Genomic DNA, 22,384 nt, shown 5'->3' with positions numbered 1-22,384 from the left:
TACCAAATTTGTTTGTCGTTATAAGCTTGCGAAAATAGTAAAATTAAACAATAATTTTTCCTTTCTTTATTCACATTTTCCTGTTTCAGGATCACATGAAGGGCCTTCTTCGCCTCTGCGTTCAAGCGGTGTGGGCTGACTGGCCAAGCATTCATTTATGGTGTTGTGAAAGACTTCCATGGGCTGTGCTCCGGGGATAGCATATTTTCTGTCAAATACAAAGAAAGGAACACCTCGGAGTCCTAAGCTGACACCTTCTTGAATATCCTGTGCAACATCATAAGCATATTCATCAGATTCCAATAAGTTTTTTACCTCCTGAGCGGAAAGATGCTCTTGCGCAGCAATCGTGCTGAGCACCTCGTTGTTATTTACATCAAGACCATCCGTAAAATGAGCTTTAAATAAGGCTTTCTTGATCTGAGTGCCTTTTTGTTGCGCTTGGGCAAAATGGATCAGACGATGTGCTTTTTTTGTATTTACAACGATTGCTTTTTCAAAGTTCAGATCAATACCCAGCTCTTTTCCTTGTGCACTGAGCTGTGAGGTCATCGCAACGACATCGTCCATACTCATGCCTTTCGTTTGAACGAGGTAATCGTAGGTTGGCATTGCCGGAGCATCTTGGGGATAATCGGGGTTAAGCTGATACGATTTCCAGATGATTTCAGCGGATGGCTTACTTGTGGACTCCTGAAGAGCTAGTTCAAGCTTTGTCAGGCCAATATAACAAAAAGGACAAATGATGTCCGACCAAATTTCTATTTTCATATTTCTTTTTTTACTGCGTATATTGTAATCAAAAATACATATAATAACGATGATTATCTGTTTACATTGTTGCTTGGATGTAAACAAGTGTTTCAAGTACTTGTAAAACTATGGTGGAGAATGCTTTTTTGAATCGTAAAGTTACCCTTGTTCTGGGCGGGGGTGGTGCAAGAGGCCTGGTGCATATTGGTATTATTCGACGTCTTGAAGAGCTGGGCTACGAAATCGATGAGGTGGTAGGTTGTTCAATAGGAGCGCTTGTCGGTGGTATCTATGCACAGGGGAAGATGGATGTTCTGGAAGAATGGATGCAGCGCCTGACGAAGAAATCGGTCTTTAATATGATGGATTTTAGTTGGAAGGGACTGGGGATGATGAAGGGGATCAAGGTGTTTAACGCCTTGAAATCTGTGATTCCGGATGCTAATATAGAGACTTTCCCTATTTTGTTTAAAGCCGTTGCGACAGATCTAAACTACGAAAAGGAGGTTGTGCTGGACTTTGGAAGTATGTATGATGCCATTCGCGCGTCGATTGCCATTCCCGCGGTGTTTACAGCTGTAGAAGACGACAACCATGTCTATGTTGATGGCGGGGTACTCAATCCATTGCCTATAAATCATGTCACCAAGAAAGAGAACCTAATCATAGCGGTTAATCTGGAATCTAAACCCGATAAACAATATTCTGTTATCAAAAAACTGGATACAAGGACTTCGAATTCGTTGGATATACTCCAAGCCTCATACTATGTGATGCGCAGGAAAATGAGCCGTATGATTGTTGATTTATACCGGCCCGATGTGTTGGTGGACATTCCCTATAATATCTGTAACCTTTGGGATTATCACCGGTCTGAATTTTTGGTCCAGAAGGGGCGGGAATATATTGACAAAGCATTAAAAAACAAAGCCAAAGCAAAGTAGTTTAGGACGATCAAGGGACTACTTTGCTTTGGCTGTACTTGGTTTCTCTGGCATTGAGTTACACTGAAACTGATATTTTTATTCTAAGCGAACCATGCGAAGTATTTGTTAAAACAAATTGGGGTAATCGCTAATAATGCCATCAACTTTCACGGCTTTTAGTTGCTCGATTTCTTCTTTCGTATTGACTGTCCAAGGAATGACCTTGATACCAGCTTTGTGACACTGCTTGACATAATCGCTTGTTACTATTTTATAATGCGGACTTATAATAAAAGGCGTGAAACCCAAAGCTGCAATTGTTTGCTCAACACTTTTTGTATGGTTTGCATCAATAAGATAAGAAACTTTGATTTGAGGATACGCTTTGTGCAGATAGTTAATAGCTCTGCTATCAAACGATTGAATAACGGTTCGCGCAGCAATTTTTTTATCGGTGATTACCTGTACCATAAGATCCACAAATTCTTCAACCCTTGGATGGAAAATGCCATCTTTATCTTCCTTACTTTTCACTTCGATATTGTAAAACATCGGCGCTTTCCTTTTTAGATTTGCGTAGGCTTCAGTACTATCAATAAGGTCTGCTAGTTTTGCTATACGTGTAACCTGTTTTTTTTGTTCAGGAAACTCTTTGTAAAATTTCGATCCGATATCGTACTTAACCAGATCTTTATAAAGCATATCGTAAATTCTCAACGGTTTGTCCTTGTCAGAAATTTCGGTGCCATTGGGTTTCAATACAAACTTCGGGTTAAGATAATCGTCGTGAAAGACAACAACTTTACGGTCTTTGGTAATATGACAATCCATTTCCAGTGTGGTCACCTTTGCAAAATCTATTGCATTTTTCATGGCTGCGATAGACTCTTCAGGGTATAGCCCGCGGCCACCGCGATGTGCTTCGAGGCTAAGTTTAGGGAAATTGTCTGAAGTTGATTTTGCTGAATCTTTCATAACTGAACAAGATGCAAATGGTAATAACGTGCCCCAAAAGGCAATTCTGAGAAGACTTCTTTTCATTATTAAAATATTTAAACAAAATAGCGGAGTTGTTATATATTGCCCTTTTGAATAAGCGAATATACATATATATTTTGCTTTTACGTATTTTAACTGTTTCGAATACCTGATTTTGCAACTTTATGAAGGTGAATTCGAAACCGAATAAAGTTAAATGAATTTGTTTTGGTCTGAAATTGAGGGATACAAAGTAATTTGATAGGCAAATTACCTTGATGTAACAGCGTTTCTGTGCCGACCAGGAGCCCGTTACGTGCTTCTTTGTCATGGGATAAATTTCTTAATTGTCGACATGAAATCTATTTTTTTTGTCTTTTTTGCAAGAAATTATTGTCATTCCTTTCAGAATTCCCTTTATTTGCACAAATCTCAAATTAGATGGCGAAAAATTTATTGATAGTTGAGTCTCCGGCGAAAGCGAAAACGATAGAAGGGTATTTAGGAAAGGATTTTTTGGTTAAGTCAAGTTATGGACATATTCGCGACTTGGTGAAAACCGATGATGCAATTGATACCGAAAAGAATTTTGAACAAAAGTATGAAGTTCCATCCGACAAAAAGGCGGTTGTAAGTGAACTAAAGAAATTGGCTAAAGCTGCAGAAACCGTTTGGTTAGCGTCCGATGAGGACCGCGAAGGAGAGGCTATTTCATGGCATTTATTTGAGACTTTGGGATTAAAAGATGAAAGCACAAAAAGAATTGTGTTTCATGAGATTACAAAGCCAGCTATTTTGAAGGCTATTGATAACCCGCGTAAAATAGATTATAACCTCGTAAATGCACAACAAGCGCGAAGGGTGTTAGATCGATTAGTCGGATTTGAATTGTCTCCGGTTCTATGGAAAAAGGTGAAACCTTCTTTATCTGCTGGGCGCGTGCAGTCTGTTGCGGTTCGTCTGATTGTAGATCGTGAACGTGAAATCAATAAATTTGAACCCGAAGCGGCTTTTAAGATCGTTGCTTTTTTTCATACGGGAAAAGTTAAAGATAGTTTTAAAGCCGAGCTTCCGCAGCGTTTTGCAACAGAGGCAGAGGCAACCAAATTTTTGGAGGATTGTAAAGCAGCGCTTTTTTCTGTAAAGAATCTCGAAACAAAACCTGCGAAGCGTTCACCGGCAGCGCCATTTACAACATCAACATTACAGCAGGAAGCAAGCCGGAAACTTGGATTTTCGGTTGCCCGCACCATGCAGGTGGCTCAAAGGCTGTATGAATCAGGACGAATCACCTATATGCGTACCGATTCTGTTAATTTGAGTGATACGGCGATTGAGGCTGCTGAAAAGGAAATCAAATCGGCTTATGGTAACCAGTATCATAAGGTCAGAAAATATAAAACAAAAACATCGGGTGCACAAGAGGCGCACGAAGCTATTCGTCCTACTTATTTCTCTGAGCACACCATCGATGGCGATGCATCCGAAAAAAGATTATACGAGCTTATTTGGAAAAGAGCAATTGCTTCTCAAATGAGTGAAGCGGAGTTTGAACGTACATTGGCAAAGATCGACATCTCAACCCGTACTGAAGATCTGAATGCTTCGGGAGAGGTGATGAAATTTGATGGATTCTTGAAAGTTTACATGGAATCCTTGGATGACGATCAAGACAACGCGATGGACGAGGATAGTGACAATGCTATTCTTCCACCATTAGCCGTTGGTATGCCATTAACGTTGAAAAACATGTCGGCGACAGAGCGTTTTACCCGACCTCCAGCACGTTATACGGAAGCTGCCTTGGTGAAAAAATTAGAGGAATTGGGTATTGGCCGTCCTTCAACCTACGCACCTACGATTTCAACCATTCAAAACCGCGGGTATGTCATCAAGGAAGAGCGTGAAGGTAAATCGCGCGATTACCGTGTACTAACATTAAAGGATACTGAAATAACAGCAGTAACAAAAACCGAAATCACTGGTGCCGAAAAAGGAAAAATGTTCCCTACAGATATTGGTGTTGTGGTGAATGATTTTTTGGTTGAACACTTCAACGGTATTGTGGATTTTCATTTTACTGCCAACGTAGAAAAAGAGTTTGACGATATCGCGCATGGACTGACCGAATGGACGAAAATGTTGCATGATTTCTATGGGCCTTTTCATTCTGAGGTAGAAGATACTTTAGTCAATGCAGATCGTGCGAATAATGAGCGTGAGCTCGGTGTCGATCCAGTATCTGGTAAGCCCGTTTCGGTTCGCATTGGTAAATTCGGTCCATTGGTACAGATTGGCTCTCCTGATGATGAAGAAAAGCCTCGTTTTGCTTCCTTGCGTAAGGGACAGATGATTGAAACCATTACTTTTGAGGATGCCATGGAATTGTTCAAATTACCGAAAAAAGTAGGTTTATTTGAAGATAAGGAAATGACGGTTGCAGTGGGACGATTTGGACCTTATATCCGTCACAATTCGGCCTTCTATTCACTACCAAAAGGTGTTGACCCATTGGATGTGACAGAAGAAGAGGCTGTACAGATTATCAAAGACAAACGTCAGAAAGATATCGAAAAAGTTATTCGGGTTTTTGATGAAAATCCGGATGCTCAGATTGAACAGGGACGCTGGGGACCGTTTATTCGTTTTGGCAAGCAAAATCTGAAAATCCCTAAAGGAACCGAGATTGAAAAAATCACATATGCGGATGTGCTGAAATGGGCTGAGGCGGATGCGCCAAAAGGAAAAGCAACTAAAGCAAAAACAACAGAAAAGAAAACTGTAGCAAAAAAAGCGACTGCAAAGAAGGCTCCAGCTAAAAAAACTACAAAGTCTAAATAAGGATGAAAGCAGATTTGCCTGAAAATATTGTCAAAGACATTATGATCGCCGTTGTTTTGGAAGGTGAGACGGTGGAGACAAAAAACTGGACTGTCTATGTTATCAACGACAAGAACATTGCTATTCAGAATGTACTGATCAGCTCAAAAGGTTATGGCGAAAAGGATGGCCGACAAGTAACAACAACGACTTTGCGTCATTTTATTGGTAATATAGAAGCTAAATCTTTTGATCGTGTTGAAGCGATTGATGAACAGGTATTCGGGCTCACAAATGAATATTGGCTGAGCTTTTATATTGATAACATTATTTACGATAAAAAATATATCTTTTTACCTGAAAGCATTGTGGATGGTAATCTGACTAAGGTCCCTTTGGTCAATCGTCCAGGTGTAATCATAGGAGGAAACGAATAATGAGTGGACGTCACAACTTTATTATCGCCATAGATGGTTTTTCCTCCTGCGGTAAAAGTACACTGGCAAAGGCTTTGGCTAAAAAACTGAAGTTTGCCTTTATTGATAGTGGAGCCATGTATAGGGCCGTCACACTCTATTTTATCCGGCATAAAATAGCGCTGGATGATCAAGAAGCGATCGAAAGCGCACTAAAAGATATCCATATTGATTTTATCCCAAATGCAATAAAGACGGAGATCCATCTAAATGATGAGGATATTTCGGAAGAGATCCGTCAGATGTATATTTCTGATAAAGTCAGTGATGTGAGTGCAATTAAAGCTGTCCGGGTTGCTATGGTTGCCCAGCAGCAAAAATTGGGTAGTAGACGAAATATTATTATGGATGGCCGTGATATCGGTACTACTGTTTTTCCAGATGCTGATCTGAAGATTTTTATGACGGCCGATCCTAAAGTACGTGCTGCGCGACGTTATCTGGAGTTGACGGAAAAAGGGGAGGATGTGACGCTGGAAGAAGTCGTGGAAAATCTTGCAACCCGTGACCGTATCGACAGTACCCGTGCGGAGAGTCCATTACGACAAGCGGAAGATGCGATTGTTTTGGATAATTCTAATCTGACACCAGAACAACAGCTCCATTTTGTTGAAGAAGAGTATTTAAAAGCTAAGGCTGCAAAAGCCCAATCATAAAACACAAAGAAGGCCGATTATTTAATCGGCCTTCTTTGTGTTTGCAATATCATTATTTTATACTGTTAATTTGTTGTTGTTCCAGTAATTTTCCAATATTGTTTTTTTCTCCAAACTCTGCTGTCTCATCTTGAAAAGATTCTAGAAGAGCTTTAATAGCATCTGAATTATCTGCTGTACGCTGGTAGATATCGGGAATTGTTTTTTCGATATTTTTATCGCCGAGTTCAATGTTATCAACCTCGATTTTGCCTATTTTTTCCAACACAGCTTGTTGGCTATTTCTGACATCTTCTAATTCTCTTGCTATTTTTTCCATTAATTGGAATTTCTTCAATTTATCCATATGAAATCGCTTTTGTTACTATTAGAAGAACAAGATGCTTCAAAACTTTGTTTTGTTTTTTTTTAAAAAGGGTAATAGAATAGGGGGTATGATAAGCAACGATGGAAAAGAAAAAGGCGGAACACGCATGTCCCGCCTTTCATAAGTGCTATTATTTTACTGTTAATTTGTGCGTCCCGGATACACTTGGAGTGCTTTCTCCAGGCAAACTAAAGCATTTTTAAGATCATCCTGATTCAGTACATAGGCCAGGCGGACTTCATTTACTCCAGCACCCTCCGTACTATAAAAGCCCGTAGCTGGAGCCATCATAACTGTTTCGTTATTGTAAGAGAACTCTTCCAACATCCATTGACAGAATTTATCTGCATTGTCAATGGGTAATTTGGCGACGACGTAAAATGCGCCACCCGGGTTAGGAGAGTAAACTCCTTCAATGGCATTGAGTCCTTTTACGAGGGTATCTCTTCTTGCTGTATATTCTTTGGATACCGCCTCGAAGTAACTGTCTGGTGTATCAACAGCAGCTTCACCCGCTATTTGTCCTTCTAAGGATGGACTTAAGCGCGCTTGTGCAAATTTCAGTGCTGTCTGATATAGTTCTTTATTTTTGGTAATGATACATCCAATACGCGCACCACAAGCGGAGTAGCGTTTTGATACTGTATCAAAAATAACGACATTATTTTCGAGACCTTCTAAATGCATTGGTGAGATAAACGCTCTGCCATCGTAACAAAACTCACGATAGGCCTCATCTGAGAAAAGGTAAAGATCATATTTTAGACAAAGTTCACGAAGAGCTTCGAGTTCTTCTTTGGAATAAAGATAACCCGTAGGGTTATTTGGATTACAGATGCAGATTGCTTTGGTTTTAGCGGTAATTACCTTTTCAAATTCGGCGATAGAAGGTAATGCAAATCCACTTTCAATATAGGACATGATTGGTTTGATTACCACATCGGAGGAACAAGCAAAACCATTGTAATTCGCATAAAATGGCTCTGGAATGATGATCTCTTCGCCTTCATTCAAACAGGCTTGCATAGCGATCATAATCGCTTCCGAACCACCATTTGTTACTAATATATCTGTCGGCTCGATATTATAATTTAGCTTATTATAATATTCTGCTAACTTGTTTCGGTAAGAGGCTGTACCTTCAGAAGGTGTGTAGGCCCACACTTTGAACTGTATATTTTTCAAAGCATTAAGCATCACTTCAGGTGTTTGGATATCAGGTTGTCCGATATTGAGGTGATATATCTTTTTACCTTCTTTTTTTGCTTGATCAGCATATGGCGTCAACTTTCTAATAGGCGACGCAGGCATATTTAGCCCTTTTTCTGATATTACTGGCATTATAGTTTTTTTAAAATTAGTAGTGCAAAGCTAACCAAAATAAAACGAAAAAAGCCACATCATCATGTGGCTTTTTTCGTTTTATCTACGGGAATTGTTATTCTACAATACCCTTAATGTATAGCGTTTTTACAGGAGTCTTAGTATTGGACTGCACCGTGAAGCTCTTTGTGAAGGGCGCTTTTGCTGCGGCATTGTAAGTCACTTTAATCGTACCACTGTCGCCTGGTTTAATTGGCGTTTTCGTAAATTCCGCTACAGAACATCCGCAGGTTGGTACAACATTGGAAATGATAATTGGCTCACTGCCTGTGTTTGAAAACTTAAAATTATACGAAACGGGTGTACCGGCCGGAATTTTGCCAAAATCATGTGTCTCTTTTTCGAATTTAAATTCCCCTTGTCCTGTTTGCATCGAAGAAAAACCAATAAAGGAAATGATCACTGCTAAGATTGTTATATACTTTTTCATGCTTCTAAAATATTACTTTACGATTAAAATAGTACAACTGATATGCCAAATTTAATATTTATTCCCGATTTATTGTAGATCTAACAACTTTATTACAGTTATATTATGCCTTCTTTCAGTAGGTCCTGTATGTGGATGACACCCGCGTAATTCCCTTTGTCGGAAACTAATAGTTGCGTAATGTTATTTTCACGCATAATATGGAGCGCATTGGCGGCCAATTCATTTTTATCGATAATTTTCGGAGATTTTCCCATGATATCGGCGGCAGTAATTGTCGCTAAATCCGTGTGTTTCTCCAGCATACGACGGATATCACCATCTGTAATGATACCGAGTATATGGTTATCATCCAACACGGCGACAGCGCCCAGTCTAAACTGTGTTATGGTGATGATAATATCACTTACAGTAGCTTGTTGTTTGACACTGGGTTTGCCGTTCTGATCGGATAGATCGCCGACTCTTAAGTAGAGTTTTTTGCCTAATGCTCCCCCTGGATGGTATTTTGCAAAATCTTGATCCGTAAAATCGCGGCACTCTTGTAATACGACGGCAAGGGCATCACCCATTGCTAACTGAGCAGTTGTACTTGAAGTTGGTGCAAGGTTGTTAGGACAAGCTTCTTTCTCAACAGTAGTATTTAAAATATAGTCTGCATTTTTAGCGAGGTAGGAATCTGTATTTCCAACCAAAGCAACCAACGTATTCTTTGTCTGTTTTAAAAAGGGAACAAGTACTTTAATCTCAGGTGTATTTCCACTTTTGGAGATGGCAATAATTAAATCATTTTGTTGGATGATACCAAGATCGCCATGAATGGCATCAGCTGCATGCATAAAGATCGATGGTGTGCCTGTCGAATTTAGTGTTGCAACTATTTTTTGAGCGATAATAGCACTTTTACCAATCCCGGTTACAATAACTCGGCCCTGCAGATTAAGAATACGATCGACAACGGTAACAAAATCATCATCAATATATTGAGCTAAAGCAGCTACTGCCTTGGCTTCTTCTTGAATAGCTTGAATAGCTATATTTTTTATTTCGTAGTTGTTTTTCACAAAAAATACTCTTACTTTTATGTATTAGAATAGATTGCAAAAATAGATTATTTTTCAAGATTATTTCTTCATTTATCTATCTTATTTTTGCCCAAGGCGCAATGGAAATAGAAAAATCACTTTTCGACAATTTACAAGATTTTTTTGGTTTTGATACTTTTAAGGGGGATCAAGAGGCAATTATAACCAGTATTCTTCAACGGAGAGACACGTTTGTAATTATGCCGACCGGAGGGGGGAAATCAATTTGCTATCAACTTCCTGCACTCATGAGTGAGGGGACTGCAATTGTTATTTCGCCGTTGATTGCTTTAATGAAAAACCAAGTAGATCAGCTTCGTGCATTCGGTGGCGAAGATAGTATCGCTCATTTTTTAAATTCGTCATTGAATAAGAGCGAAATTACGAAGGTTAAGGATGATGTAATCGCCGGGAAGACCAAATTGCTGTATGTCGCTCCAGAATCTCTGGCGAAGCAAGATAATTTGGAATTCTTACACCAAATCACCGTGTCGTTTGTGGCGGTTGACGAAGCACACTGTATTTCCGAATGGGGACACGATTTTAGACCAGAATATCGTAAAATACGCCAGGTCATTAATGAAATAGGGGCTGATATTCCCATTATTGCGCTTACTGCGACAGCAACGCCTAAAGTTCAGTCCGACATTCGTAAAAATTTGCAGATGACTGATGCTGTTTTATTTAAGTCTTCATTTAATCGTAGCAACTTATATTACGAGGTAAGACCTAAAAAGGATGTCGTAAAAGAAATTGTTCGTTTTATCAAAACCAAATCGGGTAAGACGGGCATTGTGTATTGTTTGAGCCGTAAAAAGGTAGAAGAAATCAGTGAGGTATTGAACCTAAATGGCATCAAAGCTTTACCTTACCACGCGGGTTTAGACGCCAAAACAAGAGCTGATACACAGGATAAATTTTTGATGGAGGATGTCGAAGTAATTGTGGCTACAATTGCTTTTGGTATGGGAATAGACAAACCTGATGTTCGCTACGTGATTCACCATGATATTCCTAAATCCATGGAGGGATACTATCAGGAAACTGGACGTGCGGGACGTGATGGGGGCGATGGTTATTGCTTGGCTTTTTATTCAGAAAAAGATGTCGAAAAGCTGACCAAGTTCATGAAAGATAAACCTGTGGCCGAACGTGAGATTGGTACACAGATTTTAAAAGAAGTTATTGATTATTCGGAGTCTGCAGTATGTCGTCGTAAACAGATCCTTCATTATTTTGGAGAAAATTTTGACGAGCAGGGCTGTAATAATATGTGCGATAACTGCCGTTCGGAAAAAGAATATTTTGAGGCCGAAGATGCATTAAAAGATGTATTGGGCTTTATTCAGGAGCAGGGTGAAAAATTTGATGACCACCACGTGATGAATGTTATGATCGGTCAGAATAACCAACCTGTATCCGCTTATAAACATGACGAACATCGTCTTTTCGGAAAGGGCAAAGATAAAGGTGTTATCTATTGGAAATCCTTGCTGAGGCAGGCAGTGCTTGATAACTTTATCGAAAAAGATATTGATCATTATGGCCTTTTAAAATTGACAGCTATTGGCCGCCATTATTTGGATAATCCTTATCAGCTAAAATTTGTGCTGAACCGTCCAATTGAAGGGGGAGATACCGCAAATTCGGAAGATACTGGCCACGGCACAGGAGCCTTAGATACCGTGTTGTTGGGTATGCTTAAAGATCTACGCAAGAAAATTGCAAAAAGCAAGTCGTTGCCACCGTTCGTCATTTTTCAAGATCCTTCGCTGGAGGAAATGTGTACACATTATCCAATTGCCATCGATGAATTAAAACAGATTCAAGGAGTAGGGAATGGGAAAGCGATTAAATTTGGCGCACCGTTTATTGCCTTGATTAAAGACTACGTTGAGGAAAACGAAATCGACAGACCTGTAGATCTTGTCATTAAAAGTACAGCTAATAAATCGGCATTAAAGGTATCTATTATTCAAAATATTGATCGTAAAATTGCCTTGGATGATATTGCTTCCGCTAAGGGGATAACTTATGAGGAAATATTGAAGGAAATCGAGACGATTGTAAACGCAGGTACAAAAATCAATATCAATTATTTTATTGACGAGATTATTGATGAAGATCGTCAGGATGAAGTATATGACTATTTTAAGACAGCTGAGACTGATTCAATTAATGATGCGCTTAAAGAACTTGGAGGAGATGATTATAGTTACGAAGATCTTCAATTGATGCGAATCAAATTTTTATCAGAGCTTGGTAATTAATTTTTTTATAATTATATGATTAATAAATACATTCCCGAAATAAAGAATGGGACATCGCAGAATTTCTTTTTAATGGCGGGGCCATGTGCAATTGAGGGAGAGGAAATCGCTTTGCGTATTGCTGAAAAGATTGTTACAATTACAGATAAACTAAATATTCCTTACATTTTCAAGGGATCCTACCGTAAGGCCAATAGATCCCGCCTAGATTCATTTATGGGAATAGGTGATGAGAAGGCGCTGAAGATTTTAGAGAAAGTTGGGAAAACTTTTGGTGTACCTACGGTGACGGATATCCATGAGAGCCATGAGGCGGAAATGGCAGCCGCATACGTTGACGTTCTTCAAATTCCGGCATTTTTGTGCAGACAGACTGACTTATTGGTTGCGGCGGCAAAAACAAACAAGGTGGTCAATGTAAAGAAAGGTCAGTTTTTGAGCGCCGGATCTATGAAATTTGCAGTGGATAAGATCGTGGAATCTGGAAATGAGAAGGTTTTTTTAACTGATCGTGGCAATACGTTCGGCTATCAGGATCTCATTGTAGATTATCGCGGGATCCCCGAAATGCGTTCTTTTAACGTGCCCACTGTGATGGACTGCACACATTCCCTGCAACAACCGAATCAAACTTCCGGCGTAACAGGAGGGAAACCAGCATTAATTGAAACAATAGCCAAAGCTGCAATCGCGGTGGGAGCCGACGGCCTGTTTATAGAAACACATCCTGATCCGGCAAATGCGAAATCTGATGGCGCCAATATGTTACATTTGGATTTACTTGAAGGCTTGATGGAAAAACTGGTCCGAGTTAGACAAGCTATTTTATAGTATAATAAATAAATCGCAATAGAAAGGAGCCAATAGGCTCCTTTTTTATAATCAATTCGATCAAACTTAAAGCTAAATTATTGTATGTTCTCAAAAGTTGCGTTGACAGCGTTTTTGCTGTTGTCTTTTTCTGCCATCAAAGCGCAGGAGAATTATAGTTGGTTTTCTCCACTAGAAGATAAGCATGTGGAAGGTAGGCTGGAGAATCAGAAGCTTTCAGCCTTCAACAGGCTTCCGGATGAACTGGAAAGTCAAGTACGTAAACCTGTGTGGGAACTGGGGAAGAATAGTGCGGGATTCTATATTGACTTTCAAACTACTTCGTCTGAGATTAAGGTTCAATACCAGGTTGCTGGCGGTTTAAATATGCCCCATATGCCTACAACAGGTGTCAGTGGGCTGGATCTTTATGCTTATGATACTGTAAACAAGGAATGGAAATGGGCTTATGGCAATTATGATTTTTCGGATACCATTTCTTATACATGGAAGAATATAGGGCGCAATGGAAAATTTAATTACCGCTTATATCTTCCGCTATACAATACGGTTAAGTGGTTAAAGATTGGTGTGCCAAATACCGCTAAATTAACGTATACCCATACCACAGCAGCCAAACCTATTGTTGTGTATGGAACCTCGATTGGACAGGGGGCCTGCACCAGTCGCCCAGGCTTAGCTTGGACCAACCAAGTGGGACGTGCGTTCGACCATGAAATGATCAACTTATGCTTTTCTGGTAACGGTCGATTGGAACAACCGATTTTGAATGTGATGAATAGTGTAGATGCTGCCTGTTATGTGTTGGATTGTATTCCTAATCTTGCTATTTCAAAGTCGCTAACAGAAAAGCAATTGGATTCACTGTTGGTCAATGCGGTGACATTTTTAAGAAAAGAACATCCGACGACACCCATTATTTTGACACAGCATAGTTCGGGGAGCATAGCCGAAGTCTTTAATGAAGATAAAAATGCGGAATACCAGCAAAGTAGCCGTGTGATGAAGGCGACTTTTGAAAAATTACAATCAAAAGGAATACGTCGGCTTTTCTTATTGTCGAGTCAAGACCTTAATCTGGATCTGAATTCGACCGTTGACTACGCTCATCCAAATGATCAAGGTATGGAAAGAATCGCAAATGCGTATATTAAATTGTTGAAGAAAATTCTCAAGTAAACTACAGTAAACAAGGACTTCACCGTAGCAGTATTTCGAATTTACCTCATCGAAGGGAAATTGTGTATGAAAGGGATTTGTTGATAAAATGATAACAGCATGCTGTTATTTAAAAAAGGGAAGTTTTAAACTTCCCTTTTTTATTTCTTTTTCATTTTCATGGTCATTTTTGCCTTTTCGCCACCGCCATAATTAAAGGTTTTGGCATTGCTTTCTTTCTTTTGGTGGAATGCGCCACCTCGGGAAAGATCTTCTTTATCTTCCTCCTTGCTCGACTTTTTCTTTTTGTCGGTGATGGGATTATAGATTACAAGATCCTCAGGCAGTTCCAAAACATCCATTCTTTTACCGACGGCCTGTTCTATTTTTTTAACCATGGGTAATTCCAGATCTGTTGTGAAAGTAAGGACGACAGTTTCTTCATTTTCCTCATTTTTAACAAGATGATTTAAGAATTCTTCCTTTTCATTCGGTAACTCAAATTGAAAAATGAATGGAACAGCGGAAAGGTCAACATCGTTTGTATTTTCCCGTGCAATTATTAAGACCCGAGATTGGATATTATCCTTGAAATCTTCCATCGTCTCATAGCCAAAATCATCGTAGAACAATGGATTGAGGATAGCAATTTCTTCTTTATTAGTAGCAAATAGACTGCCGGCGAGTTTTTGGGCTGTAAGTTTTGAGTTTACAAAGACGACTACTTTTTGAAATACCTCCTTATCTTGAAGTAGAAGATTCAATAGATTGATCTTTGTGGTGAAATTAGGTACATGATATAATAATAGATCTAGGGTGTCCACTTGGTCATTCTCAAGTTCATCAACCTCGATAACGGCATAATCTTCATTCATGTAATTGTCGACCATGTCGTAAAGTTTTTGATGTTCGACAGTACTAAATATTAAATGTTGTACTTTGCCACAGCTTTCTGCCAGTTCGCGTACAGGATTTTGCATACCCTGTTTGATAATCTCTTCGGCGTCGTCGATAATTAATGTCTGAATACGGTTGAGATTCAATGCCAACTTAAGGTAAATGGCTCTCGCGCGATTTGGCGTTGCCACAACAATGTCCTTGCCGTCAACTAGTTCTTCGATTTCCTCTTCCATGCTGCCTGAAGCCCGCAATCCGATGATACGAAGACCTTTATTTTTGCTTAATTGGTAGAATTTCTCAACAATTTCGTCGATACGTTCTTCATTTGGCGCCAAGATCAAAAACTTCGGAGCTTCATCTGTTGTGAATTTCAACTTCATCAAGGTAGATAACACATAAGTTGTGGTTTTACCAGCACCTTCCGGAGCGATGGCAATCACATCCTGTCCACCAAGAATTCTGGAAATGCATCTACTTTGAATTTCCTTTGGAGCCAGATAACCGAGTTCGGTCATCGTAGCAGTCAATCTTTTGCTAAGTTTTAGTTTCTCTAACGACACGTATCCTTTTATTTATGTAAGTTACAAAAATACAAATTTAGATCTTAGATCAGCTAATGTGCGCCCATTTTTGAAAAGAGATTAATAATAATGACGCCAACGACATTCAAAACCATGCCGATAATAGCTGCTGTATCGGGAACCTGTTTGAATAAGAACATACCAATCAGCGTAATGGCTACAATACCAACGCCAGACCAAATTGCATAGGATATTCCTACCGGCAGGTATTTAAGTGTGATACTTAAAAAATAGAAGGCAATGATATAACCGACAATACAGATCAGGGTAGGCTTTATAAGCGTAAAACCTGCAGATTTCTTTAGGAAAGTGGTTGCAAATATCTCAGCGGCTATGGCAAGAAAAAGATAGATGTACTTCATTGTTACAAAGGTACAATTTTTAATTTGATAAGTTTTGGTTAATGAGGTCAATAACAGCGAGAAGTTACGTTATCTTAGAGATAATGAATTGCGTATAAGGGTAAATTTATCTAAGTTTGGCCAATTCACATAGCTAGAGCATTTATCTTTTATGGGGCATATTCAAAATTTTTGGAGATCGGTACTGATATTTTTTATCTTTTTAAGCGCCTGTTGTACTGTTTTTGCCCAAGAACAACTGCAGGAGTTAAAAAAATCGTATTACAGTCTTCCATTAGGGAGCAGGGAGCGTTTTGTACTAACTGGAAAATATGCACAGGCTTTATATTTTAATAATGAGAAAGCGCTGGCTAGTCAATTGCTTAATGATAATATTCAGTTGGCCAGAAATTATCCTGACAAGCAATATTATGCCTATTTGAATTGTATTGCTGCCATGAACAGTTTTAACGATCATGCATTTGAAAAATCACGTTATTATTTAGAACATGCTAAATCTGTACTCCCCATAGTTAACGATAATGGAATAAAGGGGTATGTTCATTATTGTGATGGGTGGGTTATGACACGACAGAATAAAGAGGATGAGGCTGTTTCCCAATTCCATAAAGCAATTTCATTTTTGGAGAAGGCGCCACAGACTGAGGCAAATATCGCCCGAAAATTGGCTGTTTATAAGGAGCTTACAGCGATCTATGCAAACCAGCGTAACTATGATTTCCAGGAGAAGTATACAACACTTTTGCTGGAAACGGCTAAGGAAGGAAAAAATATCAATAGTTTATTTGATGCCTATATGCAAGCCGGTTATTTATTTGAGGAGGAGTATAGATCAAATAATACCGATCGCAATTTATTGAGTAAAGCCGAGCATCATTACCTTGAGGCCTATCATTTGGTTAAAGATAATGAGAAGAATTTGGTTAATCCGACTGATCTAGCGTATGTTTCTGTTAATTTAGCGAATCTGTACCATGAGTTTTATCCGGACAATAGCGGTAAAAAAGCAATATCATATGCGAAACAGGCCTTAGATATTGCAGCAGAAACGGGGCAATATGCTATTACTATACCTGCTTACGGTATCCTCGCTGATGAATCTTTCAAAGCGGGGCATCGAGAGGAAGGAAAAAAATATCTGCAACAGGCACTATACAATCTTCAAAGAGAGCCCCATTACGATTATCAAGTCGGGTTAAGCCTATTTAGCAGGCTGGCTGAAGTAAGCGTTGAAGAAGGTAAATATGAAGAGGCTTTCAATTATCAAAAAAGCTATATAGATGTATTTGAAAAAGCATTTAATTCGGATAAACTGGACAAGACCAAACAACTGGAGCTGAAGTTTGAGCGAGAATTACAAAACCAGAAATTAATGCGGCTTCGACTGGAGGGAGAAAAAAAGGAACAACAAATAAAGTTGATGAAAGCTTTGAACGATAGACAACATCAACTGGTGGAGAATTTGAAATTAAATGAACTCAATCGAACACAACAGCTCAAGGTACTCCAACTTGAACGGGATAAAAAGGAACAGGATTTGCAATTAAGCCAACTAGAAAATGAACAGCGCTTGCAAGAACTTGATGTGTCAAAAAAGCAAATTGCCTTTAAATCACGAATGAATTCAATTTATATCTGGTTGTTTGTCAGTTGTTTGGTTGTTATTGTTTTGCTGTTTTATGCATATTGGCAACGTTCAAAGGCCTTGAAACAGAAGGAGTATTTGCATGAGCTGGAGATGGAAAAGAATAATCAACAACATGCCATTAAAAACCTGACTGCAATGTTGGCGGGGGAAGAGAAAGAGCGTACCCGTCTTGCTCGCGACCTGCATGATGGATTAGGAGGTTTGCTGTCAAGTACCAAAATGGGATTATCAGCCATCAATAAAAATGTATTGGAGCAGGAATCCATGAAAGAAGGTATCGATCGAAGTATTGAGTTGCTGGATGGGGCTGTAGATGAACTTCGCCGACTTGCACATAATCTTATGCCAGATTTAATTGTAAAATATGGTTTGAAAGAAACTTTAAGAGACTATGCAAACCGAATGAGTCAATCGACATGTCAAGTAGAATGTGAATTTTTACAATTTGAATCAACCTTAAGCACGGAACAGGAAATTTCTTTGTACAGAATTATTCAAGAATTGGTGAATAACGCGTTGAAACATGCTAATGCGGCCAACATTTTAATACAGCTTTCTTCACATAATAAACGTTTACATATTACTATTGAAGATGATGGCAAGGGTTTTGATATGGAAAGTGTCGATTTGCAGCATTCTGCGGGAATGCATAATGTGCGATCAAGACTTTCGTTTCTACATGGGGAAATGAAGGTTGTGTCGGAGAAAGGAGGGGGTACAACCATAGAATTGGAATTACCCATGATTTAACTTTTTGGAAAAATGATTAAAATAGCAATTACAGACGATCACCCTTTGCTACTTGAGGGATTGAAAAACATTATAAATGCACATGAAGATTTTGAAGTCGTGGGCATGTATTCCAGTGCGACTGAACTGTTCCATCGTATTCCTGCTGATATGCCATTGGTATTGCTGCTCGATATCAACCTGCCGGATGCTAACGGTATTGATCTGGTTAAAGGCTTGAAGGAAAGCAACAAGGATTTAAAGATTATTGCCTTTAGCGTTCACAATGAATTTGCTGTAATCAACAGTATTTTAAATGAAGGTGCCAATGCCTACTTACAGAAAAATGCAAACGGTGATGAAATACTTGCGGCCATTTCCGCTGTTCTTGTCGGCAAAAGGTATCTCTGTGAGAAAACGCAGGCGATCCTGAACAAGAAAGTGGAAATGGGGCTTAAGCAGGTGCCAAAATTGACACGTCGTGAGAGAGAAGTGCTTACTTTCGTGGCGCAAGGAATGACAACAAACCAAATTGCCGATTCATTGTTCATCAGTTCACATACGGTAGAGAGCCATCGCAAAAATCTAATGGAAAAATTTCAAACCAAAAGTGTTACTGCTGCAGTAAAATCCGCTATAGAATACGGATTAATCCGGGAGACCTAATTAGATTCCCCAATTCCCTGATTTCAGGGATGAAAAGATCCCTATGCATTTGATACTTTTGCTATTATTGATTTAAAATGGGAGGTATCAAGTGCATTGCTGAAATCTGGTGTTTACGCTCTTTTAAGAGAGGGTATTGTTTCAGCCTTTGATTCATTGCTCTATTTTAAATCGAATAGGTTTCAGAACAAAATTTCAAATCTAGGTTTTTCTTCGGGAACTCAATACTGCGGAATCTGATTTCTTAGTTGAGGGGTCTGTCAGATAGGTCTTTACAAGATAAACTACCAAAAATTACTGATTCAATTGTTATGATTAAAAAAATAATGCTTTGGACGATAGCTTTCCTCGTACTGTTGGCGATTGTCGCCTGGGGTGGGTACATACTGCGACAGCAAGAATCCTATAAATCATTGGTCCATAAAAAAAGTAAAGCTCTGTTGACCGTATCGTTGGATGATATCCTGTTGAATCAGTTTTTTAATAAATGGCAGTCAGCGCCGAAAGAGGGACAGGATTTTGGTAAAAAACTAAGTAAACTGAGAGATAATGGAATTGATATCAAAGCGAATGTATTTCTTTTTGCTTTGGAGCCCCACTCAAAAAACTTTTATGCTTTTTTCAAGCTAAAGGATAAACAACAATTTTTGACCTTTATGAAGGATGTGATACAGGTTGATACGGTAGAAACTAATCTAGCTCCTGATGTGAGTTATGCCTATCATCAACCGGGTAAAATCGCCTTTATTTGGAAAGGGGATGATCTGCTGATAAGTCTAGGCTTTGATCTTGACACAAAAAAGAACGAAATGCTTCAGCTAATTCAATCAAAACAAGATTGGGTTACCATAGAACAATTTATTAATCGTCCAAGCACATTGACCGGTAAATCACTGCGTTATAGTGATATTTCAACAGATAATTTTATTGAACTTGACTTGAAAGGAGACCATGTCGAGGTATCCGGCGAATTTTTCTCAACAGATTGGAACGTTCCGAATGAATATGTTGTTAGAGAGCTGGTTTCCACAAACTACATTGGTAAAGCTTGGATCAATATCCCCAATAATGGACTTAAAAATCAGGTAAAACAACTCTTTAGCGAACTCCCTATTGCCGCTGATTCTATTATAGCACATTTGGATGGAAATTACGTCGATATTGAAATTTTGAAAAACAAAATCATTCAAACAGACACCATTATTAATTATGCGGTGGACGAAAATTTCGAAACGATCGAAGAGAAAACACCCTACGAAACGAAAGTCCCTGAGGTAAGATTAGCCATGCGTGGCGATAACAACATAAGCAGATTCCTCCCTAGTAAATTATTTTATCACTGGTTTCAAAAACAAGATAAGGGATTTAGTGTACTGTCCACCTCAACGGATATTGATAAACTTAAGGTGGCTTACAATAAGACAGTTGAGCTATCGCATGTGGCAGTACATTTGGCGGATTGGCCAAATGAGGCTAAAATATCACCGATTCTATTATTGAAAACGATCGCTTCAGACATTACGCTGAGTCTGAAAGTTGTAGACCGCAATCGCTTGGTTCTCCAGGGAACTATAGCAGACTACTCGCATTAAAACGCCCTAATTACAAACTTTATTCGCTTTTAAATGGTTTGTTTTGGAGTACAAAGTACAAAAACATGGATAAACGAACTAAAAGTAGAAGTAAGGTGAAAACCTATTGGCGAATTTTAAAGAGTACGGTCGCCGGATTTTTGAATGAGGATTCGATGAAGTATAGTGCTTCATTATCCTATTATACTGTCTTCTCCATTGGTCCCATATTGGTTTTAATCATTGCCTTAGCGGGAATTTTTTATGGTGAGGATGCGATTGAAGGGAGAGTATTCCTGGAACTCCGCGGTTTGGTCGGAAGCAACGCTGCAAAACAGATTCAAGAAGTTATTCAGAATTTACAACTTTCGGGAAAGTCAAATCTGGCCTTGCTTATTAGTACTATTACATTGGTTATAGGAGCAACGACCGTTTTTGGCGATATACAGAATTCGATTAACAAAATTTGGCATGTAAGGGCAAAGCCGAAAAAAGGCTGGTTAAAATTGATTCAGGATAGATTGTTGTCTTCATCTTTGGTGATTGGATTGGGCTTTTTATTAGTCGTTACACTCATCGTAAATGGTGTGATATTGGCGTTGACAGATCAGCTACAGCATTATTTTCCGGATGTGACCGTAATGTTAATGGATGGGATTAACTTTGCACTGTCTTTTGGAATTATATTCTTGTTATTTAGTGTCATATTTAAAACACTTCCGGATGTGAATATACATTGGCGGACCGTACGGGCGGGGGCCTTATTCACGTCAATTTTATTTGTATTGGGACGTTATTTAATTGGAGTCTATCTGGAGCATTCTGCAACGCAAGATACCTATGGTGCGGCAGGTTCATTCGTGTTGATCTTACTTTGGGTCTACTACACAGCAGCTATTTTATATTTTGGTGCAATATACACAAGGGAGTATGCCACGGTAATGGGAATCCCTATTGAGCCCTCGCAATATGCCGTGCATGTTGAAACGCAGGAAATTGAGCGTAATGTAACCGAAATACCTCCGGCCCCGTTAACACAAGAGGAGCAGACGATTACCGAAGAGGATACTACGATCCCCAAGAAAGCATAAACATTAGATTTACTGAATTCTTACCACCAAATTCTGTAAATTTGATGGTAAGATCGATCTATTGTTTATGAACAAATTACAATCATTACGTGAGAAACTCAATTTAACACAAGAGGAACTAGCGCAAAAATCAAATATTTCAGTAAGAACAATTCAGCGGATTGAAGCGGGGCAGTCGCCAAAGGGCTACACCCTTCGCGCACTTGCACAGGCATTGAATGTGGAGGAATCGGAGTTTTCTGCGTATGATATACCTCTTGAGTCAGAAAACTTGACATGGATCAAGATTATCAACCTGTCTTCCTTACCCTTTTCTATATTGCCGCCATTAAATATTTTGGTACCTGTCGCAATTATGCTCTTCAAAAAACAGCATTCATATAAGGTTCGCCAGTTAATCTCAATTCAAATCGTATCGACTTTAGTTGCCGTTTTACTGATGCTTATTATTTTCATACTCAACGATTGGCTGGGTGTTAAAAGCAATGTGAAATTGCTTATTCCGTTATGTTGGATACTTATAAATATAATCGTTATTCTGCGAAATGCAATCGGGTTAAATAAAGGTGGGCACGCACGCATTTTGCCCGATATAAGTATTTTATAGGTACTTTTATACAATTGTCGGGTAGCTGTCGGGGCATTGTCGGGCTGTAAAAGGATAGTCTTCTGTTGGTATTTTTTTTCTTTGATCTTGAAAAAA

The 22,384-nt window shown here is 39.0% G+C and carries 20 protein-coding genes; 12 read left to right on the top strand and 8 right to left on the bottom strand.

What is annotated here, in order from left to right:
* Window positions 1-66 precede the first annotated feature (66 nt).
* Complete coding sequence (locus tag AAH582_RS13785) at window positions 67-771, bottom strand: DsbA family oxidoreductase (protein ID WP_046672866.1); 705 nt, start codon at window positions 769-771, stop codon at window positions 67-69.
* Between the two features lie 110 nt (window positions 772-881).
* On the opposite strand from AAH582_RS13785, the gene AAH582_RS13780 reads away from it, so the two are divergent.
* Window positions 882-1,697 carry a patatin-like phospholipase family protein gene (locus AAH582_RS13780; protein WP_343318053.1) on the top strand — a complete coding sequence of 272 codons (816 nt, stop codon included), beginning with the start codon at window positions 882-884 and terminating at the stop codon, window positions 1,695-1,697.
* 108 nt (window positions 1,698-1,805) lie between these two features.
* Here the strand turns inward: AAH582_RS13780 and AAH582_RS13775 are convergent, their stop codons facing one another.
* Window positions 1,806-2,720: a glycerophosphodiester phosphodiesterase family protein gene (locus AAH582_RS13775; protein WP_046672864.1), complete on the bottom strand. Its 915-nt coding sequence runs from the start codon at window positions 2,718-2,720 to the stop codon at window positions 1,806-1,808.
* Between the two features lie 378 nt (window positions 2,721-3,098).
* Between AAH582_RS13775 and topA the strand changes: the two genes are divergently transcribed.
* The 3 genes from topA to cmk are packed head-to-tail and all read left to right on the top strand — an operon-like array spanning window position 3,099 to window position 6,609.
* On the top strand, window positions 3,099-5,498 hold the full coding sequence (gene topA / locus AAH582_RS13770) for a type I DNA topoisomerase (RefSeq protein ID WP_046672863.1): 2,400 nt from the start codon (window positions 3,099-3,101) through the stop codon (window positions 5,496-5,498).
* Window positions 5,499-5,500: 2 nt separating this feature from the next.
* Window positions 5,501-5,914 (top strand): hypothetical protein, encoded by a 414-nt coding sequence (locus tag AAH582_RS13765; protein WP_046672862.1) that lies wholly within the window; start codon window positions 5,501-5,503, stop codon window positions 5,912-5,914.
* On the top strand, window positions 5,914-6,609 hold the full coding sequence (gene cmk, locus AAH582_RS13760) for a (d)CMP kinase (RefSeq protein ID WP_046672861.1): 696 nt from the start codon (window positions 5,914-5,916) through the stop codon (window positions 6,607-6,609). The genes AAH582_RS13765 and cmk overlap by 1 nt, the downstream gene beginning before the upstream one ends.
* 52 nt (window positions 6,610-6,661) lie before the next feature.
* On the opposite strand, the gene AAH582_RS13755 is transcribed toward cmk, so the two are convergent.
* The 4 genes from AAH582_RS13755 to AAH582_RS13740 form a co-directional block, all read right to left on the bottom strand.
* On the bottom strand, window positions 6,662-6,955 hold the full coding sequence (locus tag AAH582_RS13755; protein ID WP_046672860.1) for a hypothetical protein: 294 nt from the start codon (window positions 6,953-6,955) through the stop codon (window positions 6,662-6,664).
* A gap of 162 nt (window positions 6,956-7,117) precedes the next feature.
* Window positions 7,118-8,317, bottom strand: a complete 1,200-nt coding sequence (locus AAH582_RS13750) for a pyridoxal phosphate-dependent aminotransferase (protein ID WP_343318048.1) — start codon at window positions 8,315-8,317, stop codon at window positions 7,118-7,120.
* Window positions 8,318-8,414: 97 nt separating this feature from the next.
* Complete coding sequence (locus AAH582_RS13745) at window positions 8,415-8,789, bottom strand: DUF1573 domain-containing protein (RefSeq protein WP_046672858.1); 375 nt, start codon at window positions 8,787-8,789, stop codon at window positions 8,415-8,417.
* Between the two features lie 98 nt (window positions 8,790-8,887).
* Window positions 8,888-9,853 (bottom strand): KpsF/GutQ family sugar-phosphate isomerase, encoded by a 966-nt coding sequence (locus tag AAH582_RS13740; protein ID WP_286843671.1) that lies wholly within the window; start codon window positions 9,851-9,853, stop codon window positions 8,888-8,890.
* Between the two features lie 101 nt (window positions 9,854-9,954).
* On the opposite strand from AAH582_RS13740, the gene recQ reads away from it, so the two are divergent.
* From recQ to AAH582_RS13725, 3 genes are all read left to right on the top strand, one after another.
* Window positions 9,955-12,144: a DNA helicase RecQ gene (recQ, locus tag AAH582_RS13735; protein WP_046672856.1), complete on the top strand. Its 2,190-nt coding sequence runs from the start codon at window positions 9,955-9,957 to the stop codon at window positions 12,142-12,144.
* A gap of 15 nt (window positions 12,145-12,159) precedes the next feature.
* On the top strand, window positions 12,160-12,975 hold the full coding sequence (kdsA, locus tag AAH582_RS13730; protein WP_046672855.1) for a 3-deoxy-8-phosphooctulonate synthase: 816 nt from the start codon (window positions 12,160-12,162) through the stop codon (window positions 12,973-12,975).
* 84 nt (window positions 12,976-13,059) lie between these two features.
* On the top strand, window positions 13,060-14,154 hold the full coding sequence (locus tag AAH582_RS13725; RefSeq protein WP_343318044.1) for an SGNH/GDSL hydrolase family protein: 1,095 nt from the start codon (window positions 13,060-13,062) through the stop codon (window positions 14,152-14,154).
* 140 nt (window positions 14,155-14,294) lie between these two features.
* Here the strand turns inward: AAH582_RS13725 and AAH582_RS13720 are convergent, their stop codons facing one another.
* The gene (locus AAH582_RS13720) at window positions 14,295-15,593 is read right to left on the bottom strand and encodes a DEAD/DEAH box helicase (protein ID WP_343318042.1); all 1,299 of its coding nucleotides are present in this window, start codon (window positions 15,591-15,593) and stop codon (window positions 14,295-14,297) included.
* Window positions 15,594-15,646: 53 nt separating this feature from the next.
* Entirely contained in the window at window positions 15,647-15,976 is a 330-nt protein-coding gene (locus AAH582_RS13715) for a DMT family transporter (RefSeq protein ID WP_343318041.1), read from the bottom strand.
* 151 nt (window positions 15,977-16,127) lie between these two features.
* On the opposite strand from AAH582_RS13715, the gene AAH582_RS13710 reads away from it, so the two are divergent.
* From AAH582_RS13710 to AAH582_RS13690, 5 genes are all read left to right on the top strand, one after another.
* Window positions 16,128-18,374: a tetratricopeptide repeat-containing sensor histidine kinase gene (locus AAH582_RS13710; protein ID WP_343318039.1), complete on the top strand. Its 2,247-nt coding sequence runs from the start codon at window positions 16,128-16,130 to the stop codon at window positions 18,372-18,374.
* 12 nt (window positions 18,375-18,386) lie between these two features.
* Window positions 18,387-19,019 (top strand): response regulator, encoded by a 633-nt coding sequence (locus AAH582_RS13705; RefSeq protein WP_046672850.1) that lies wholly within the window; start codon window positions 18,387-18,389, stop codon window positions 19,017-19,019.
* A 311-nt stretch (window positions 19,020-19,330) separates the two neighbouring features.
* A complete protein-coding gene (locus AAH582_RS13700; RefSeq protein WP_343318038.1) occupies window positions 19,331-20,611 on the top strand; it encodes a hypothetical protein in 1,281 nt (426 codons plus the stop codon).
* 65 nt (window positions 20,612-20,676) lie between these two features.
* Entirely contained in the window at window positions 20,677-21,681 is a 1,005-nt protein-coding gene (locus AAH582_RS13695; RefSeq protein ID WP_343318036.1) for a YihY/virulence factor BrkB family protein, read from the top strand.
* A gap of 67 nt (window positions 21,682-21,748) precedes the next feature.
* Window positions 21,749-22,288 carry a helix-turn-helix domain-containing protein gene (locus tag AAH582_RS13690; protein ID WP_343318034.1) on the top strand — a complete coding sequence of 180 codons (540 nt, stop codon included), beginning with the start codon at window positions 21,749-21,751 and terminating at the stop codon, window positions 22,286-22,288.
* Window positions 22,289-22,384: the final 96 nt, after the last annotated feature.

The organism is Sphingobacterium multivorum (genome assembly GCF_039511225.1).
Taxonomy (GTDB): Bacteria; Bacteroidota; Bacteroidia; order Sphingobacteriales; family Sphingobacteriaceae; genus Sphingobacterium.
Note: the sequence above shows the minus strand (reverse complement) of the source record. Positions and strands in the feature narration are given on the sequence as shown.

Coding starts and splice junctions, on each gene's coding strand:
- topA (WP_046672863.1), top strand. CDS start 3,099: ATGGCGAAAAATTTATTGATAGTTGAGTCTCCGGCGAAAGCGAAAACG.
- AAH582_RS13745 (WP_046672858.1), bottom strand. CDS start 8,789: ATGAAAAAGTATATAACAATCTTAGCAGTGATCATTTCCTTTATTGGT.
- AAH582_RS13750 (WP_343318048.1), bottom strand. CDS start 8,317: ATGCCAGTAATATCAGAAAAAGGGCTAAATATGCCTGCGTCGCCTATT.
- AAH582_RS13780 (WP_343318053.1), top strand. CDS start 882: ATGGTGGAGAATGCTTTTTTGAATCGTAAAGTTACCCTTGTTCTGGGC.
- AAH582_RS13725 (WP_343318044.1), top strand. CDS start 13,060: ATGTTCTCAAAAGTTGCGTTGACAGCGTTTTTGCTGTTGTCTTTTTCT.
- AAH582_RS13715 (WP_343318041.1), bottom strand. CDS start 15,976: ATGAAGTACATCTATCTTTTTCTTGCCATAGCCGCTGAGATATTTGCA.
- AAH582_RS13710 (WP_343318039.1), top strand. CDS start 16,128: ATGGGGCATATTCAAAATTTTTGGAGATCGGTACTGATATTTTTTATC.
- kdsA (WP_046672855.1), top strand. CDS start 12,160: ATGATTAATAAATACATTCCCGAAATAAAGAATGGGACATCGCAGAAT.
- AAH582_RS13705 (WP_046672850.1), top strand. CDS start 18,387: ATGATTAAAATAGCAATTACAGACGATCACCCTTTGCTACTTGAGGGA.
- AAH582_RS13695 (WP_343318036.1), top strand. CDS start 20,677: ATGGATAAACGAACTAAAAGTAGAAGTAAGGTGAAAACCTATTGGCGA.
- recQ (WP_046672856.1), top strand. CDS start 9,955: ATGGAAATAGAAAAATCACTTTTCGACAATTTACAAGATTTTTTTGGT.
- AAH582_RS13775 (WP_046672864.1), bottom strand. CDS start 2,720: ATGAAAAGAAGTCTTCTCAGAATTGCCTTTTGGGGCACGTTATTACCA.
- AAH582_RS13785 (WP_046672866.1), bottom strand. CDS start 771: ATGAAAATAGAAATTTGGTCGGACATCATTTGTCCTTTTTGTTATATT.
- AAH582_RS13690 (WP_343318034.1), top strand. CDS start 21,749: ATGAACAAATTACAATCATTACGTGAGAAACTCAATTTAACACAAGAG.
- AAH582_RS13765 (WP_046672862.1), top strand. CDS start 5,501: ATGAAAGCAGATTTGCCTGAAAATATTGTCAAAGACATTATGATCGCC.
- AAH582_RS13700 (WP_343318038.1), top strand. CDS start 19,331: ATGATTAAAAAAATAATGCTTTGGACGATAGCTTTCCTCGTACTGTTG.
- AAH582_RS13755 (WP_046672860.1), bottom strand. CDS start 6,955: ATGGATAAATTGAAGAAATTCCAATTAATGGAAAAAATAGCAAGAGAA.
- cmk (WP_046672861.1), top strand. CDS start 5,914: ATGAGTGGACGTCACAACTTTATTATCGCCATAGATGGTTTTTCCTCC.